The organism is Paenibacillus sp. FSL R5-0713, from assembly GCF_037973325.1.
Lineage (GTDB): Bacteria > Bacillota > Bacilli > Paenibacillales > Paenibacillaceae > Paenibacillus.
Genome location: NZ_CP150229.1, coordinates 5,154,710 through 5,169,655 on the forward strand (window position 1 = coordinate 5,154,710; position 14,946 = coordinate 5,169,655).

The window sequence follows — 14,946 nt, forward strand, 5'->3', positions numbered from 1 at the left end:
TTTATAACAATCCGTTAATCTCCAAATGTGCTCTAAACATCTCGCTCGTTGAAGGCAAATCCTCAGCGTCCACCCATGTTTCATGGGCCCATAACCCAGCCTGTTTGAATGCTCGCGGACAATGAATAAAGCACTCTTCCACATCCACAATGACAGCTGCACCTATGGTTTTACCACTCCATCCCATGCTCGCAATGAATTCTTCATCCTTGGTGATGGAAGCTGTACCATTGATACGCAGCACTTCATTCATTCCCGGAATCAGAAAGAGCATACCGATACCTGGGTCAGACAGAATGTTCAACAAGGAGTCTATCCTTCGATTGCCTGGGCGTTCTGGATAAACGAGTCGATATGTATCATACACTTTTACGAATCCTGCTCCATCGCCCCGTGGAGATACATCACTTTTACCATTATGATCGGACGTGGAGAGGAAAAATAATGGTGACATGGATAAAAAATTCTGAACATGTGAATCCACAAATGAAATTGCCTTGTTACGCACATGTTCATGCGGTTCACCCACCATGCCTTGCAGTTCCTCAGCATCTGTAATCAACGTAATATCCAATGCCTGCTTTTCCAACATATTAACCCCATTTCCTCAATTCATTGTGGTACTCTAGGACTTCACTCCATTATAACTGGCTCGGAAGTTCATTCCAATGCACACAAATATCAAGAAAGACAAGAACACCCGCTCATGATTGGGCGGGTGTTCTTGGGTTATGTTAATTATGTTGATTCCTATTCCGTGTATCCCATGCTGCTTACAAAACGACGGAAAGCCTGGCGTCCTGCTTCATCATATTTGTAGACACCTGCATGTTCGAGAATCTCGGCAAATTTCAAGCCGACTTCCTGCTGTACGATGGAAATGGCTTGTTCTTTGTCCAGGTTAGGCCCAAATCGTTCAACCAACTCTTCGGCCCAGCCCAGATGTTTGTTCAACACATGATCAGAAGCTTTGGCTGCTTCAGCAAGTTTGGCATCTCCAGCGAGAATATCCGCGATACTGTCCAGCTCTTCCTTCAAACGGCCCGGCAGGATGGCAAGTCCCATCACTTCGATCAGACCAATGTTTTCTTTCTTCAGATGGTGCATTTCACGGTGAGGATGGAAAATCCCTTCAGGATGCACATCATTTGTGCGATTGTTACGCAAAACGAGATCCATCTCGTAGCCACCGTCTGCACTGCGGCGAACGATTGGTGTTACCGTATTGTGTGGTACCTGTTCACCGTCCACTTCACTGAATGCTTCGATATCCACAGCCGAATCACTGTAAACCTTCCACGCTTCATACACAGCGTTACCGGCTTCAAGCAGCTCTGCAGGATCGTGTGAAGCCAGACGCATGACGGACATTGGCCATTTCACAAGACTCAAAGTAAGTCCAGGTGCATCCGCATGGCGGAAGACTGCCTCTGCCTGTGCATTTTGAATGGCAAACGTATGACGTCCGCCCTGGAAATGGTCATGTGTCAGGATAGAACCGCCAACGATCGGCAGATCTGCATTAGACCCGATAAAGTAATGCGGGTACTCCCCAACAAAAGCAAGCAGCCTGCGCAGCGTATCTTTGGTCAGTTTCATCGGCACATGGTCATGATGGAAAATGATACAGTGCTCGTTGTAGTACACATATGGCGAGTACTGGAACAACCAAGGCTCGTTGTTAAGCTCCAGCGGAATGACTCTCAAATTCTGACGGGCTGGGTGATTTACCCGTCCCGCGTAGCCTACGTTTTCACGACACAGCTGGCATTTTGGATATACCGGTGGCGGAAGCAATTTCGCCATGGCAATTTCCTTCGGGCTTTTCTCCGGTTTGGAGAGGTTAATGGTAATCTCCATCTCCCCATAAGCCGTATCCTGCGTCCAATAGACGTTCTTCGAGATGCGATCCATCCGAATGTAGTTGGAGTTAATGGATAAGTCATAGAATTGGGATGTGGCCGCCTCAATGCCTTCCGTCTGCTCGGTGTGGCGGAATGCGCGTACCACTTCCGATGGGCGTGCCATCAAATGACCCATGATTTTGGCATCCAGCAAATCACGGAACGTATCGCTATTTTCAGGAATGAGTCCAATGGTAAATCCATAATCGATCAACGTATCCAGCATCGCCTGTGGACCATCGGGCACTGTTGTGTCCAACTCGCCGGCATAAGGCTCCGAGAATCCGAATTGTTCCAGCAAGAGGTTGCGGCTGTAATCCCAATCCGCTTCCTCAATTAATTGTTTCTGCAAGGCAAATGCAACCAGACGTTCAATGGCATGCAGTGCTTCCTGCTGCTCCGGTGTCCGCTCTGTGGCACCTGCTGCAATATGAGTCTGTGACATAAGGTGTTCGCCTCCTAGTTTTTTCCGTAGCCGTCAGGACGTGATTGGTGCCAGCTCCAAGCGCTTTGAATGACATCTTCCAGATTGGTCCATTTTGGATTCCAGCCCAGAACAGATCTCGCTTTTGCAGATGAAGCTACTAGCACTGCCGGGTCACCCGCACGACGTGGTTCCTGTACAACCGGGATATCGAGGCCAGTCACTTTTTTAGCTGTTTCGATCACTTGTTTTACCGAGAATCCTGTGCCGTTACCCAGGTTAAACACGTTACTGTTCTCACCTTTACGCAGGTAATCCACTGCACGCAGATGTGCATCAGCCAAGTCGCTCACGTGGATGTAGTCACGGATACATGTTCCATCTTCGGTTGCATAGTCGTCACCAAACACAGCGATATGCGAGCGTTGTTTCAAAGCCGTTTGCAGTACGAGGGGGATCAGGTGACTCTCTGGCTGGTGATCTTCACCAATTTTGCCGCTCTCATGCGCACCGGCTGCATTGAAGTAACGCAGGGAAACGTACTTGATATCCTGAACTTTATCGAACCATGACATCATGCGTTCCATCATCAATTTCGTTTCACCATATACGTTGGTCGGCTCTGTACGATCGCTTTCTTCGATTGGCACTTTCTCAGGCTCACCGTAGGTCGCTGCCGTGGAAGAGAAGACGATGCGACGTACATTTGCTGCATTCATCGCTTCCAACAGACACAGTGTACCAAACACGTTGTTGTCATAATATTTAACCGGGTCTTTCATACTTTCGCCTACGAGTGAGTTGGCTGCGAAGTGAATAACCGCATCAATTGAATTTTCAGCGAATAGCTTCGCCAGAATTTCTTTGTCACGAAGATCTCCTTCATACAATTTACCGCCCAGCAGCGCCTCACGATGCCCTGTCTGCAAGTTATCCAGTACAACAACCTCTTCTCCACGTTCCAACAAAGCCGCTACCGTATGAGATCCAATATACCCTGCTCCACCTGTCACCAAAATTGCCATTTTACTTCGCCTCCTTCAATTCTTTAACACCGTCACCTACGCCGCATACATAAAAATCACCTTTGAGAGTGGTACGTGCTTCATATGCAGCGCCCACTTCGCTTACAAAACGCTCGACATCATTTTCATGCACCAGCGATACGGTGCAACCGCCAAATCCTGCGCCAGTCATTCGGGCACCAAGTGTGCCAGGAATCCGCTGAGCTTCTTCCACCATAACATCCAGCTCATCACAGCTTACTTCGTACAAGTCGCGAAGCGATTCATGAGAAGCGTTCATCAATTGGCCGAAGGTTTCCAGATCATTACGCTGCAATGCTTCGACTGATGCGAGCACACGCGCGTTCTCTTCCACAACATGTTGTGCACGCTGTCTAACTTTCTCATCCTTGATCTGATCCTGTAGTGTTACGAACTGCTCTGGCGTCAATTGAGCCAGGTAATTCAGTGCAGGCAGCTGTTCCTTCAAGATGGCAAGTGCCTGCTCGCATTGGGAGCGACGTTCATTGTACGCCGAATCCACCAGCCCGCGGCGTTTGTTTGTGTTCCCGATGACCAATTTGTAAGAGCCTGTACGGAAAGGAACCTTTTCGTACTCCAGTGTGTCACACATCAGCAGAATCGCGTGATCCTGCGCACCGTTTGCAACAGCGAACTGATCCATGATTCCACAGTTGACGCCTACGAACTCATTTTCGGCTTTCTGGGACAGAAGTGCCAGTTGAACCGTATCAATATCCGACACGCCCTCCAGAGACTGAATCGCGAATCCGGTAAGTACCTCCAGAGATGCAGATGATGAAAGTCCTGCCCCGTTCGGAATCTCCCCGTGGTACAGGAAGTCGTACCCTTTCGTTACATTCACACCTTTGCCTTGCAATTCCACCATGACACCAACAGGATAGTCGGTCCATTCACCCGTTTTCTCCTTACCAATAGTGGAAGTATCCAGTGCTCCTTCATAAGACATGTTCGTGGAAGCCAGTTGCAACTTGTTGTCCTGACGCTCACGGATTATTAATGTTGTTCCAAATTCAAGTGCTGCCGGAAGCACGTATCCACCATTATAGTCAATGTGCTCACCAATCAGATTCACACGACCAGGGGCATGAAATACACGGATGTCCGCTCCACTCTCTCCGTACCTCTCAATAAACTTTTGTTTCAATTCAGTTACGTTCACTGCTTCTGCACCTCGCCTCGTTGTTGTGGTTTTCTTAATGTTATTATATAAGAAAGCGGTGCCTCATGTAATGCAACCATGTGTGTTTCATATGGATAAATGTGACCTTAAGGCGTATAATGATCAGAGCATCCCGGAAAGAAGGAAACAACTATGGCAGATCAATCCAACGCCAAGAAAGACCCGTTTGCATCTTCAATAGAAAGAATACAGGAATCACCTTCCGGTAAAAGTGGAGCACTCAGTTATTCGGTTGCCTCCAATCCAGTCTATTATGTGCAAGGCGCACTGCATGTCCTGTTTGCGGGAGCAAGTCAGACCCTTCCGGGTCACGCCCTCGGCCCTAAATTGTTTGATTATTATCTGCTGCATTATGTAGAAAAAGGGGCGGGTACGTTCCGTACCGAACTGCACACCTACGAATTATCCGCAGGTGATTGTTTCCTCATTCACCCCGGGCAGCTGGTGAGCTACCAGTCACATGCCCGTAACCCATGGCAATACCGCTGGATCGCCTTTACCGGCAGCCAGGCTGCCCAGCATGCCGAGGAGGCAGGATTCCGCCCGGAGAAGTCCGTTTTTCATGCCGGACCTTCCTGTGGAATATCCGATTGGTTATCCGTGATGCAGGATGCTTTTGCCGAGCGCAAAGAAAGCTCCCATTTCACATCACTGGGTACGTTATATATGATTCTAGCCGAAGCACAGAATCACCTTTCGCAGGGTCAAACCTTAATTCCAGGTGAATCCTCCATCCGACGTACGGTGAAACAAATGATTCAATATATGTCCACCCAGTATGCCTATCCGGTCTCCATTGAACAAATGTCTGCGAGTCTCGGGTATAATCGTGCGTATCTTTCTCGTATTTTCAAACAGGAAACCGGACTTTCGCCAGTCACTTATCTGCTAAAACTGCGGATCGACAAGTCGCGCCAACTCCTAAGAGAACGCCCGGATCTGTCCATCGAACAGGTATCTGCATCGGTCGGACTGCCAGACGCGCTGTATTTCTCCAAACAGTTCAAACGATTCCACGGTGAAGCGCCCAGCTTGTATCGAGAGAAAATCCTCTCGCGTCCACGACATCAGGGGTTACAGAAGAATGCTCAACCTAACAAACGGTGATCAACATAATGGACCAAGAATCATATACGACAAAAAAGGTGCATTCCGCCATTATGGCTAAGATGCACCTTTTGCACGTTAATTATTTGTCATCAGACTTGGGTGACAGAATGGACTCAATCCGTTCCAATTCCTCTGTAGAGAAATCCAATTGGCTGAGTGCAGCCACATTCTCTTCAATCTGGGAAGGACGGCTTGCGCCAATCAGCGCAGATGTTACCCTGCCATTACGTAGAACCCATGAAAGTGCAAATTGGGCCAAGCTCTGACCACGGGCTGCTGCAATCTGGTTGAGCGCACGCACTTTGCGGAGCGTCTCCGGAGAGATGTTGCTCTCATTCAGGAATACCGACGGTCCTTTGGCACGTGAGTCTTCCGGGATACCATTCAAGTATTTGTTCGTGAGTACACCTTGTGCCAGTGGACAGAAGGCAATACTGCCTGTTCCATATTCATCCAACACGTCCTGCAGACCATCTTCAATCCAGCGATCCAGCATCGAATACTTCGGTTGATGGATCAACAGCGGCGTACCCAAACTTTTGAGAATCTCAGCGGCCTCTCTCGTCTGGTCTGCGGGATAGTTGGAGATTCCCACATAGAGGGCTTTACCCGAGCGAACAATATGATCCAGTGCCATCATCGTTTCTTCCAAAGGCGTTTCGGGATCATAACGGTGGGAATAGAAAATATCCACGTAATCCAGGCCCATACGCTTCAAGCTCTGATTCAGACTGGATACCAGGTTTTTGCGTGAGCCCCACTCGCCATACGGGCCGGGCCACATATAATATCCTGCTTTGGTGGAGATCACAAGTTCATCCCGATAAGGTTTCAGATCCTGGGCAAGCACCTGTCCAAACAACTGCTCTGCCGAACCTGCCGGTGGACCATAATTGTTGGCAAGGTCAAAATGGGTAATACCCAGATCAAATGATCGGGTGATCATATTTCGTCCATTCTCAGCGTTATTGATACCGCCAAAATTATGCCACAGCCCCAGTGAAATCGCTGGCAGTTTCAAACCTGAACGTCCAACGCGGTTGTATTTCATCGTTTCATAGCGAGTATCGCTTGCTACGTAGACCATCATGAATCCCTTCTTTCCCCAGGTTCCGCCTCCTGATCCGGTCAACACCGGAGAATGCGGTTATTCAGTCCATACGTTTAACCAAGAAGCTGGTCCACATCATTCATTACCTCACCAATCGGCTCTGTAATCAGCAAATCCGCCCTGCTGTCGTAAGCGGTAGGTGTAGCATTGAGCAGAACGGTATGTTTTCCCTGAAAATACGTAATTAACTGGGCTGCTGGATATACCGTCAGTGACGTGCCGCCCACGAGTAACAGGTCTGCGGAAGACAATGCATCAATAGAGCGATACAATGTTGTCTGATCCAGCTCCTCCTCGTACAGCACCACATCCGGCTTGATCACACCACCGCATGCGGTACAGCGAGGTACGATATCTTGGGATTGTATAATATCATTCAGTGCATAAAACTGCTTGCAATCCATACAGGCATTACGATGAATTGAGCCGTGTAGCTCCAGGACATTGCTACTGCCTGCCTTCTGATGCAATCCATCGATATTTTGCGTGATCACTGCCTCAAGTTTTCCCTCCTGCTCCAGACGGGCTAACAGTCGATGGCACCCATTCGGCTCCGCATCTGGATGAAGCATTTTGCCTCGATAAAAATCATAAAAAATATTGGCATGCTGATCAAAAAAATGCCGGCTTAACAACTCTTCCGGTGGATAAGGGGAATGCTGCTCCGTCTGATACAGACCCGCAGCCGAACGGAAGTCGGGAATCCCGCTTTCCGTTGAAGTCCCGGCCCCTCCGAAAAAAACAATACGGGAGCTTTCCTGAATCCAGGCAGCCAGTTGTTCTGTTGCGTTCATCCTCTCTCCTCCTTTTATATACAATATAAATTGAACTAAAGAATATTTACACTGACCACTCCGATGACAGAACAACCTTCCGATCGCTGTTATCCCCAGATTTTTTGATTCCTTCTATGAAGGGTAAATCCGGGGATAGCATATGCTTCCGATGTAGCTTTATTCTAAAAAGCTTTTAGACGAACGTTCCACTTCTTCAGGTTAATTCTGCCCTCTCCGTTTTGTGTAAATGATTAGTTCAATTTATATAGTTCAATCTGGCCAGAGCAACTTATATAATCACACTTAGCTCATTATAATGGCGAATAATGGCATGGGCATCAACCAGGTGCGATCCTTGATCTAACTGCGGACAGTAACCCAGCGTATAGGATACCTCTGCATGCCGTCCCATCTGCATATCCCCATTACTGTCTCCAATGACAACGGCCATCGCAGGATCGATATGTAATTCCCGGCAAGCCAAAAGTGCTGCTTCTCCATCCGGTTTGCCCTGGGTCACCCGATCACAGCCTACAATGGATGTAAAAAAGGAACGGATTCCCATCCAATCCAGATGTGTCTCTGCTGCAGCTGTACTGTCTGAAGTAACAACCGCCAGAGGTATGTCCGCTGCCTGGCAACTCTGCAAGAAATCCAGCAATCCTGGCATCGGTTCAGCCGATTTGCGCTCTCGTACCGATCTCATGGCTACACTTGAGAATTGCCGTATCGTTGTGATCGCTTCATTCCATGGCATGCCTGCTGCATATAGCTGCCCGGCAAGCAATCCCGTGCACTCATCCACAGTTGCAATCGCGAGGGGACCTTGCGGATCATAACCGACAATATGCCCCTCTGCATTATGGGTGGTGCCCAGAACGTGCTCCAGTTCAACCGTAAATGAAGCACCAAGTTCGTTCATACGTGATTGTAACTGATTCAGTAACGTCTCTGCCCACGGCCCCCATAACTGGAGGAATTCCAGCAGTGTTCCATCTTTATCGAACAGGATACCTTTACATGGGATCTGCGCTCCATTCACTTGAAGCATGGCCATCCGTATCACCTCCATCATGTTATGCTATAAATGCATACAGTCCTCAATGCAGACAGATTAATCTAGATCACTTAATGGTACTTAACCAACCCAGGACTGTCTTGACGGTCTGATTCAGCTGTTCTTCTCCACTCACTTCCGGCTCGCCATCCCCTTTTTGATGACCATAATCACCAAACTGGGCGTGGTTTCCACCTTCAATGGTGTAATATACCGTATCTTCTGGAAGATACATCCGTCCACTCTGATACTTCGTAGCATTCACGACCTCATCTTTGGTACCCAGAATAGATAAAGCAGGTATTCCGAGTGACTTTACGCTTCCTTTTTCATCCGGGTAAGATGCCAGGAAGAAGATGCCCTGTAGTGCATCAGGATGCGATGCTACATAACGTGCAGCCATGGACCCACCAAGAGAATGCCCACCCATGACGAATTGTTCATCTGGATATGCGGCCAGAATCTCATCTGCCAGGTTTGGCTTGAGCACTGCCAGGTTAACTGGCATCTTGGCAATAATCGTGTGATGACCAGCAGCAGCCAGCTCATGGGCAAGTGGTGCATAACTTTCCGGTTTTACCAGTCCGCCGGGGTAGAAAAGAACACTCTTACCCGCCGGTTTGTCTGGCGCAAAATCAATCCAGTTCTCTTGTTCGCTCACCGTCACCTGATTGACTGTTTCCATGGCCGTTTGAGCTGTTTCCTGTGGACCGTATGGTGTGAATAATTTCCACGCAACAAATCCACATCCAATAACAATGAGCGCCAGAAGTACGAGCAGGAATTTCCCGATGCCCCTCTTCTTGCGCCCTGTATTATACCGATTTCTCAACGTTAATCACCTTTCTTCACTTCCGCAGGTGCCGCGGCTCACAGAATTGGGAGCCTTCGTTAATCAGGCTCCCCTCTCCGGATTGAAAAAATATTATTCAGCCTTGGCCTTGCGGTAAGCATCCATATATTGTTCTGCTTTGCGACGGACATGACTCAGGTCACCCGTCTTCACAGCTTCCGATGTCAAGTCGGAGCCGATCCCTACAGCCACTGCTCCACCCTTGATCCAATCCCCCAGATTAGATAAGGATACTCCGCCAGTTGGCATAAAATTCGCCTGCGGCATAGGACCTTTCATCGTTTTGATAATCGAAGGATCGTACAGATTACCCGGGAACAACTTCACAATGTCCACACCAAGTTCCAAGGCGCGTTGAACATCAGCAATCGTCATCACACCAGGCAGGATCGGAATTCGATACAGGTTGCAGATCTGAACGGTATCCGGATTTAGGGAAGGACCGACGACAAACTCGGCACCCGACATGATGGCCGCTCTTGCCGTTTGCGGTTCTAGCACCGTTCCCGCACCAATAATCGCGAACTTCTCTGGATCTTGTGTGTTCCAATGGTATACACGGCTTAATTTTTCAATGGCTTTGAGTGCACTGGGTACGGTCATCGTAATCTCGATAACTTTAATGCCACCCGCAATCGCTTGCTCGGCCATGGCAATGACCTGATCCGCAGAATCTGCACGCAGAACTGCCACAACCCCATTGTCCGTAATCTTTTGCAACAGCTGAAGCTTCTTCATTTCATTCTCTCCCTTGTCAATGTGGTGGTTGTGTATACAAGCCTTACATTTGAAGAACGAAGATGAGCCATATATGATTTCAGCAGCGACTAGCGCTCAACATGGGCAACGTTGTTCAGCTTGGCCTCGACCTGCCCCCACGTCGGGAGCGCCTCCCAATCGCCAACAGCCTGTATAACCATGGAACCGGTCAAATTGCCGAGACGAGTTGCTTCCTGCGGGGAGTATCCTTTTAATAGACCTGATAAAAATCCCGCGCAGAATCCGTCTCCTGCTCCTACCGTATCCAGAACATGATCCGCCTTAAAGTACGGAACTTCCGTTAGGGTACCATTCGCCAATACGTAGGTCAAATCAGGGCCACCCTTCACGATGCACACAGCATTCATGGCAGATAAACGCTCAAGTACTTTTTGATCATTTTCTTCGTTGTATAGAAGTTTCATCTCATCCAGACCCGGTAAAAAGTAGTCCGCCAGTTCAGCCAGACGCAGTAAAACCGGACGGGCCTCATCCGCTGACCACAGTTTGAGACGCAGATTTGGATCAAAGCTTACTTTCACACCTGCCTGTTTGGCAATATGTATGGCAGCTTCTACCGTTTCAAGTCCAGACGAACTAATGGCGGCTGTAATACCTGTAACGTGCAATATTTTAGCTCCGGCAATATATGCGGGATCCAGATCATCTGGTGTAATCGCACTTGCTGCCGATAGCTTCCTATAATAATGTACCGAGGCTTTCCCGGAAGCGTTCTCACGAATCATCAAACCAGTGGGCTCGTGATCACTTAACCTTGCACGTGATACATCTACACCTTCACCGCGAATGGCTTTCAGAATCATGTTGCCGATCGGATCATTGCCCAAACGTCCAAACCAGCCACTGGTATGCCCGAGCCGGGATACACCAATAGCCAGATTGCTCTCGGCACCCCCAAACGACTTGTCCAGTGTGGCTGCATATTCCAGCCCTCTTGTATCTTTGGCAGTCAGCAAACCCATACTTTCCCCAAACGTAATAATTTCCGGGCTTGGATTGGGACTCGTTGACATGATTTCTTCCCTCCTTATCGTTACATTTCCTCATCTTCTGTTACTATTGTCATCCTCTATGCAACCGTTGTCAATCCCGGAGCGTTCATTTTGTTGTCACAGCTTTGAGAAAAGATAACGCTTACTAATGTGAATTAAATCACAATAGATAATGTACATCCGTATTACCCTTATTACAGATGCAAATGACCTTGCAGCTAGGGTCTATAAGGGGGCTACACCATGAAAAATCAGACACTGATCCAGGATGATCAGGAATCTTTCTTTTACAATCTGCGCTTTATGCTTATCGTCTGTGTCCTTGCCGGTAATGCACTGGAACCACTCATCACACGCTTTGCAGGAGCAGAAGCTCTGTTCTTGTGGATATATACGTTTCACATGCCACTCTTTGTATGGGTGACCGGGTATTTTGCGACACACTCACTTCAAGGGGCCTCGGGGCGAAACGTCCTGAAACAGATTGCCTTGCAGTATGTGCTATTTCAGTCCTTATACGCATTAATGGACTTTACTGTGTTCCACACACCCCATATGCGACTATCCTTCTTTGCACCATACTTGCTGTTATGGTTTCTCGCGAGTCATTTCTGTTGGCGACTGTTGCTTCGTCTGACGATTTCATGGAAACCGATATATCGGCTGATTGGATCGATTGCGCTCGGTGTCATTGCCGGGTATTTGCCCATCGACGGATTCTGGCTCAGCTTCAGCCGTACGTTTGTGTTCCTGCCGTTCTTTGTCATCGGTTATGACTATGGGGCATCCATCCGTTCTCGTTTATTATCCGGTTGGGGGCGAAGAACCGCAGCCGTCCTCTCCGCTGCATTGTTGGTATGGATCGGGTATGGCGGTTTAAATATTACATCGGGATGGTTACTCGGCAGCATGACTTACGCCGAATTGGGCCATCACGAATGGTATGCCGGCATCTTCCGACTTGGCATCTATTTGCTGGAAATCGGATCGGCAGCACTATTCTTGGCCTGGGTACCCTCCTTGACTTCCAGACTGACGGACCTTGGAAAACGCACACTCTATGTATTCCTGCTGCATGGTTTTCTCGTTCGTCTCGCAATCTGGTCTGGAGTCTACAGTTATATGGGAAGCTCGGCGTATATTCCAGTCATACTTGTCATCGCCTTACTCTTCGCAGTCACATTGGCTCTGCCGGCTGTTCGCCACACGTTCAAACCCTTGATCGAACCGGATATATCCCGCTTTTCTTTCAATCGACATGAGGTGTTTAAACGGTCGGCCTAATCCTCTGACGGATTCTCTTCGCCATCGATTCTAACCTGGTTGGTTGTTTCAGGCTGGAAATGATGTGGTAATTTAGGGATACGCGCTACAAAAAACAACTTATTGTTGTAAGGAGTGATTTGTAATGGCACGTCAACCGACGTCAGAACGCAAGATGAGCCGTGAGGAAGCCGGAAGATTAGGTGGGAGAGCCACCTCCAAGAACCATGATCGAAGCTTCTATCAGATGATTGGAAAAAAAGGTGGAGAAGCGACTTCAGATGCCCATGACACTGACTTTTACAAGCAGATTGGCCGCAAGGGCGGCGAAGCAACCTCCGAAACCCATAATAAGGAATTCTATCGTGAGATTGGACGCAAAGGCGGAAGCAACTAATGATTTCCGCTCCCACATCGAAACATGATCATAGTTTTCCCGCAAATCAAGAAGTCTGATTCCATGAAAATGGTTTGAGGCTTCTTTCTATTGATTGTAGAAATATGACGATGGTTGTGATAGACTCAATAGAAAAACCGGGTGTTCACGGGTTTAAAGCAGCAAAGAATTTCACAAACTACGGGGAGCTCGACACCGGCAAACCGATCTTTTTTTTAGAGTACGGATGAAATTAAACGACAGATGCACTGCCATTTACTTTTCCATTCATGTTGCTCAATATTATATATTTGGGGGGAAACACACCATGTCAGCCAAGAAGATGCGTTCCGATATGATCAAAAAAGGTTTTGACCGTGCACCGCACCGGAGTTTGCTCCGCGCAGCGGGCGTTAAAGAAGAGGATTTCGGCAAGCCATTTATTGCCGTATGTAACTCTTACATCGATATCGTGCCCGGCCACGTCCACCTTCAGGAATTCGGTAAAATTGTAAAGGATGCTATTCGTGAAGCCGGTGGCGTTCCATTCGAATTTAACACCATCGGGGTAGATGACGGAATTGCCATGGGACACATTGGTATGCGTTACTCGCTGCCAAGCCGTGACATTATCGCGGACTCCGTGGAAACCGTTGTATCTGCTCACTGGTTCGACGGCATGGTATGTATCCCGAACTGCGATAAAATCACACCCGGCATGATGATGGGTGCACTCCGCTGTAATATCCCTACCGTGTTTGTCAGCGGTGGACCGATGAAAGCCGGTCGCGACAGCAATGGTAAAGCTCTTTCCCTGACTTCCGTATTTGAAGGCGTAGGTGCTTACCAAGCAGGTAAAATCGATGATAAGAGCTTGCTTGAACTTGAACAGTTCGGTTGTCCAACTTGTGGATCATGCTCCGGTATGTTCACAGCAAACTCCATGAACTGTCTGGCTGAAGCGATGGGACTGGCGATGCCAGGTAACGGAACCATCCTGGCTGTTGCTCCTGAGCGTCGTGAGTTTGTTAAACAATCTGCCAAACAACTGATGGAACTTATCAAAATGGATCTGAAACCACGTGATATCGTTACTGTAGAAGCGATCGATAACGCGTTTGCTCTGGATATGGCGATGGGTGGATCTACGAATACAGTACTGCACACGCTGGCACTGGCTCATGAAGCGGGCATCGAGTACCCAATCGAACGCATCAATGAAGTAGCTAACCGCGTTCCGCATCTTGCTAAACTTGCACCAGCTTCCGATCTTCACATCGAAGACGTTCACAATGCAGGCGGCGTAAGCGCAGTGCTTAACGAATTGCTCAAGAAACCAGGCGCGATTCATGGGGATTGTATTACGGTTACTGGTAAAACGATTCGCGAGAACGTTGAAGGAAAAGAAATCCAGGATACCAATGTCATTCACCACTTGGATAACCCGCATTCCGAAAAAGGCGGCCTGGCTGTATTGTTTGGTAACCTTGCACCACAAGGCGCTATCATCAAAGTTGGTGCGGTTGATGCTTCGGTTGGTGGATACCACAAAGGTCCTGCTATCTGCTTTGACTCCCAGGAGCAAGCGCTCGAAGGCATTGCTAACGGCAAAGTAAAAGAAGGACATGTTGTTGTTATCCGTTATGAAGGACCAAAAGGCGGACCAGGTATGCCTGAGATGTTAGCTCCTACTTCCCAGATCGTTGGTATGGGGCTTGGTGCCAAAGTTGGTCTGATCACCGATGGACGCTTCTCTGGCGCATCCCGCGGAATCAGTATCGGACATATCTCACCAGAAGCAGCTGAAGGTGGTCCAATCGCCTTTGTTGAAGAAGGAGACATCATCGAGCTGGATCTGAACAACCGTATCATCGAATTGCACATCAGTGACGAAGAGTTTGAACGTCGTCGCGCAGGTTGGAAAGGCTTTGAACCGAAAGTAAAAACCGGTTACCTGGCTCGTTATTCCAAACTGGTTACCAATGCAAGCAATGGTGGCGTACTGAGTATCTAATTTACGTATTCCATACTTGACCTATTGGAAACAATCTAATAAATAAAGGGTTGCTCT

At 48.3% G+C, this 14,946-nt stretch carries 13 protein-coding genes and 1 pseudogene; 4 read left to right on the forward strand and 10 right to left on the reverse strand.

Going from position 1 to position 14,946, the window contains the following annotated elements:
- Nucleotide 1: 1 nt before the first annotated feature.
- The 4 genes from MKZ12_RS22955 to MKZ12_RS22970 all read right to left on the reverse strand — a co-directional run bounded on the left by MKZ12_RS22955 (nt 2) and on the right by MKZ12_RS22970 (nt 4,536).
- Complete coding sequence (locus MKZ12_RS22955) at nt 2–592, reverse strand: MSMEG_1061 family FMN-dependent PPOX-type flavoprotein (protein WP_339236916.1); 591 nt, start codon at nt 590–592, stop codon at nt 2–4.
- A 158-nt stretch (nt 593–750) separates the two neighbouring features.
- On the reverse strand, nt 751–2,349 hold the full coding sequence (locus tag MKZ12_RS22960) for a UDP-glucose--hexose-1-phosphate uridylyltransferase (protein WP_339256951.1): 1,599 nt from the start codon (nt 2,347–2,349) through the stop codon (nt 751–753).
- 14 nt (nt 2,350–2,363) lie between these two features.
- On the reverse strand, nt 2,364–3,353 hold the full coding sequence (gene galE / locus MKZ12_RS22965) for a UDP-glucose 4-epimerase GalE (protein ID WP_091020409.1): 990 nt from the start codon (nt 3,351–3,353) through the stop codon (nt 2,364–2,366).
- 1 nt (nt 3,354) lies between these two features.
- Entirely contained in the window at nt 3,355–4,536 is a 1,182-nt protein-coding gene (locus MKZ12_RS22970; protein ID WP_339256953.1) for a galactokinase, read from the reverse strand.
- 153 nt (nt 4,537–4,689) lie between these two features.
- Here MKZ12_RS22970 and MKZ12_RS22975 point away from each other — a divergent pair, with 153 nt between their 5' ends.
- Nucleotides 4,690–5,664 carry an AraC family transcriptional regulator gene (locus tag MKZ12_RS22975; RefSeq protein ID WP_339256955.1) on the forward strand — a complete coding sequence of 325 codons (975 nt, stop codon included), beginning with the start codon at nt 4,690–4,692 and terminating at the stop codon, nt 5,662–5,664.
- Nucleotides 5,665–5,746: 82 nt separating this feature from the next.
- Here the strand turns inward: MKZ12_RS22975 and mgrA are convergent, their stop codons facing one another.
- The 6 genes from mgrA to MKZ12_RS23005 all read right to left on the reverse strand — a co-directional run bounded on the left by mgrA (nt 5,747) and on the right by MKZ12_RS23005 (nt 11,257).
- Complete coding sequence (mgrA, locus tag MKZ12_RS22980) at nt 5,747–6,754, reverse strand: L-glyceraldehyde 3-phosphate reductase (protein WP_339243184.1); 1,008 nt, start codon at nt 6,752–6,754, stop codon at nt 5,747–5,749.
- A 77-nt stretch (nt 6,755–6,831) separates the two neighbouring features.
- Nucleotides 6,832–7,572, reverse strand: a complete 741-nt coding sequence (locus tag MKZ12_RS22985) for an NAD-dependent protein deacylase (RefSeq protein WP_339236926.1) — start codon at nt 7,570–7,572, stop codon at nt 6,832–6,834.
- Between the two features lie 271 nt (nt 7,573–7,843).
- The gene (locus tag MKZ12_RS22990) at nt 7,844–8,611 is read right to left on the reverse strand and encodes an HAD family hydrolase (protein ID WP_339256957.1); all 768 of its coding nucleotides are present in this window, start codon (nt 8,609–8,611) and stop codon (nt 7,844–7,846) included.
- A gap of 67 nt (nt 8,612–8,678) precedes the next feature.
- Complete coding sequence (locus MKZ12_RS22995; RefSeq protein ID WP_339256959.1) at nt 8,679–9,443, reverse strand: alpha/beta fold hydrolase; 765 nt, start codon at nt 9,441–9,443, stop codon at nt 8,679–8,681.
- A 93-nt stretch (nt 9,444–9,536) separates the two neighbouring features.
- Nucleotides 9,537–10,202: a bifunctional 2-keto-4-hydroxyglutarate aldolase/2-keto-3-deoxy-6-phosphogluconate aldolase gene (locus MKZ12_RS23000; protein ID WP_017686833.1), complete on the reverse strand. Its 666-nt coding sequence runs from the start codon at nt 10,200–10,202 to the stop codon at nt 9,537–9,539.
- Between the two features lie 89 nt (nt 10,203–10,291).
- On the reverse strand, nt 10,292–11,257 hold the full coding sequence (locus tag MKZ12_RS23005; RefSeq protein WP_339256961.1) for a sugar kinase: 966 nt from the start codon (nt 11,255–11,257) through the stop codon (nt 10,292–10,294).
- A 222-nt stretch (nt 11,258–11,479) separates the two neighbouring features.
- On the opposite strand from MKZ12_RS23005, the gene MKZ12_RS23010 reads away from it, so the two are divergent.
- The 3 genes and pseudogenes from MKZ12_RS23010 to ilvD all read left to right on the forward strand — a co-directional run bounded on the left by MKZ12_RS23010 (nt 11,480) and on the right by ilvD (nt 14,889).
- Nucleotides 11,480–12,520 carry a fucose 4-O-acetylase gene (locus tag MKZ12_RS23010; RefSeq protein WP_339256963.1) on the forward strand — a complete coding sequence of 347 codons (1,041 nt, stop codon included), beginning with the start codon at nt 11,480–11,482 and terminating at the stop codon, nt 12,518–12,520.
- 124 nt (nt 12,521–12,644) lie between these two features.
- A pseudogene (locus tag MKZ12_RS23015) lies at nt 12,645–12,887 on the forward strand (general stress protein); the annotation flags it as partial.
- 316 nt (nt 12,888–13,203) lie between these two features.
- A complete protein-coding gene (gene ilvD, locus MKZ12_RS23020; RefSeq protein ID WP_074096200.1) occupies nt 13,204–14,889 on the forward strand; it encodes a dihydroxy-acid dehydratase in 1,686 nt (561 codons plus the stop codon).
- Nucleotides 14,890–14,946: the final 57 nt, after the last annotated feature.

Excerpts from the sequence above, each read along its gene's own strand:
- MKZ12_RS22990 (WP_339256957.1), bottom strand. The coding sequence starts at position 8,611 with ATGGCCATGCTTCAAGTGAATGGAGCGCAGATCCCATGTAAAGGTATC.
- MKZ12_RS22985 (WP_339236926.1), bottom strand. The coding sequence starts at position 7,572 with ATGAACGCAACAGAACAACTGGCTGCCTGGATTCAGGAAAGCTCCCGT.
- mgrA (WP_339243184.1), bottom strand. The coding sequence starts at position 6,754 with ATGGTCTACGTAGCAAGCGATACTCGCTATGAAACGATGAAATACAAC.
- MKZ12_RS23010 (WP_339256963.1), top strand. The coding sequence starts at position 11,480 with ATGAAAAATCAGACACTGATCCAGGATGATCAGGAATCTTTCTTTTAC.
- galE (WP_091020409.1), bottom strand. The coding sequence starts at position 3,353 with ATGGCAATTTTGGTGACAGGTGGAGCAGGGTATATTGGATCTCATACG.
- MKZ12_RS22960 (WP_339256951.1), bottom strand. The coding sequence starts at position 2,349 with ATGTCACAGACTCATATTGCAGCAGGTGCCACAGAGCGGACACCGGAG.
- ilvD (WP_074096200.1), top strand. The coding sequence starts at position 13,204 with ATGTCAGCCAAGAAGATGCGTTCCGATATGATCAAAAAAGGTTTTGAC.
- MKZ12_RS23005 (WP_339256961.1), bottom strand. The coding sequence starts at position 11,257 with ATGTCAACGAGTCCCAATCCAAGCCCGGAAATTATTACGTTTGGGGAA.
- MKZ12_RS22975 (WP_339256955.1), top strand. The coding sequence starts at position 4,690 with ATGGCAGATCAATCCAACGCCAAGAAAGACCCGTTTGCATCTTCAATA.
- MKZ12_RS22955 (WP_339236916.1), bottom strand. The coding sequence starts at position 592 with ATGTTGGAAAAGCAGGCATTGGATATTACGTTGATTACAGATGCTGAG.
- MKZ12_RS23000 (WP_017686833.1), bottom strand. The coding sequence starts at position 10,202 with ATGAAGAAGCTTCAGCTGTTGCAAAAGATTACGGACAATGGGGTTGTG.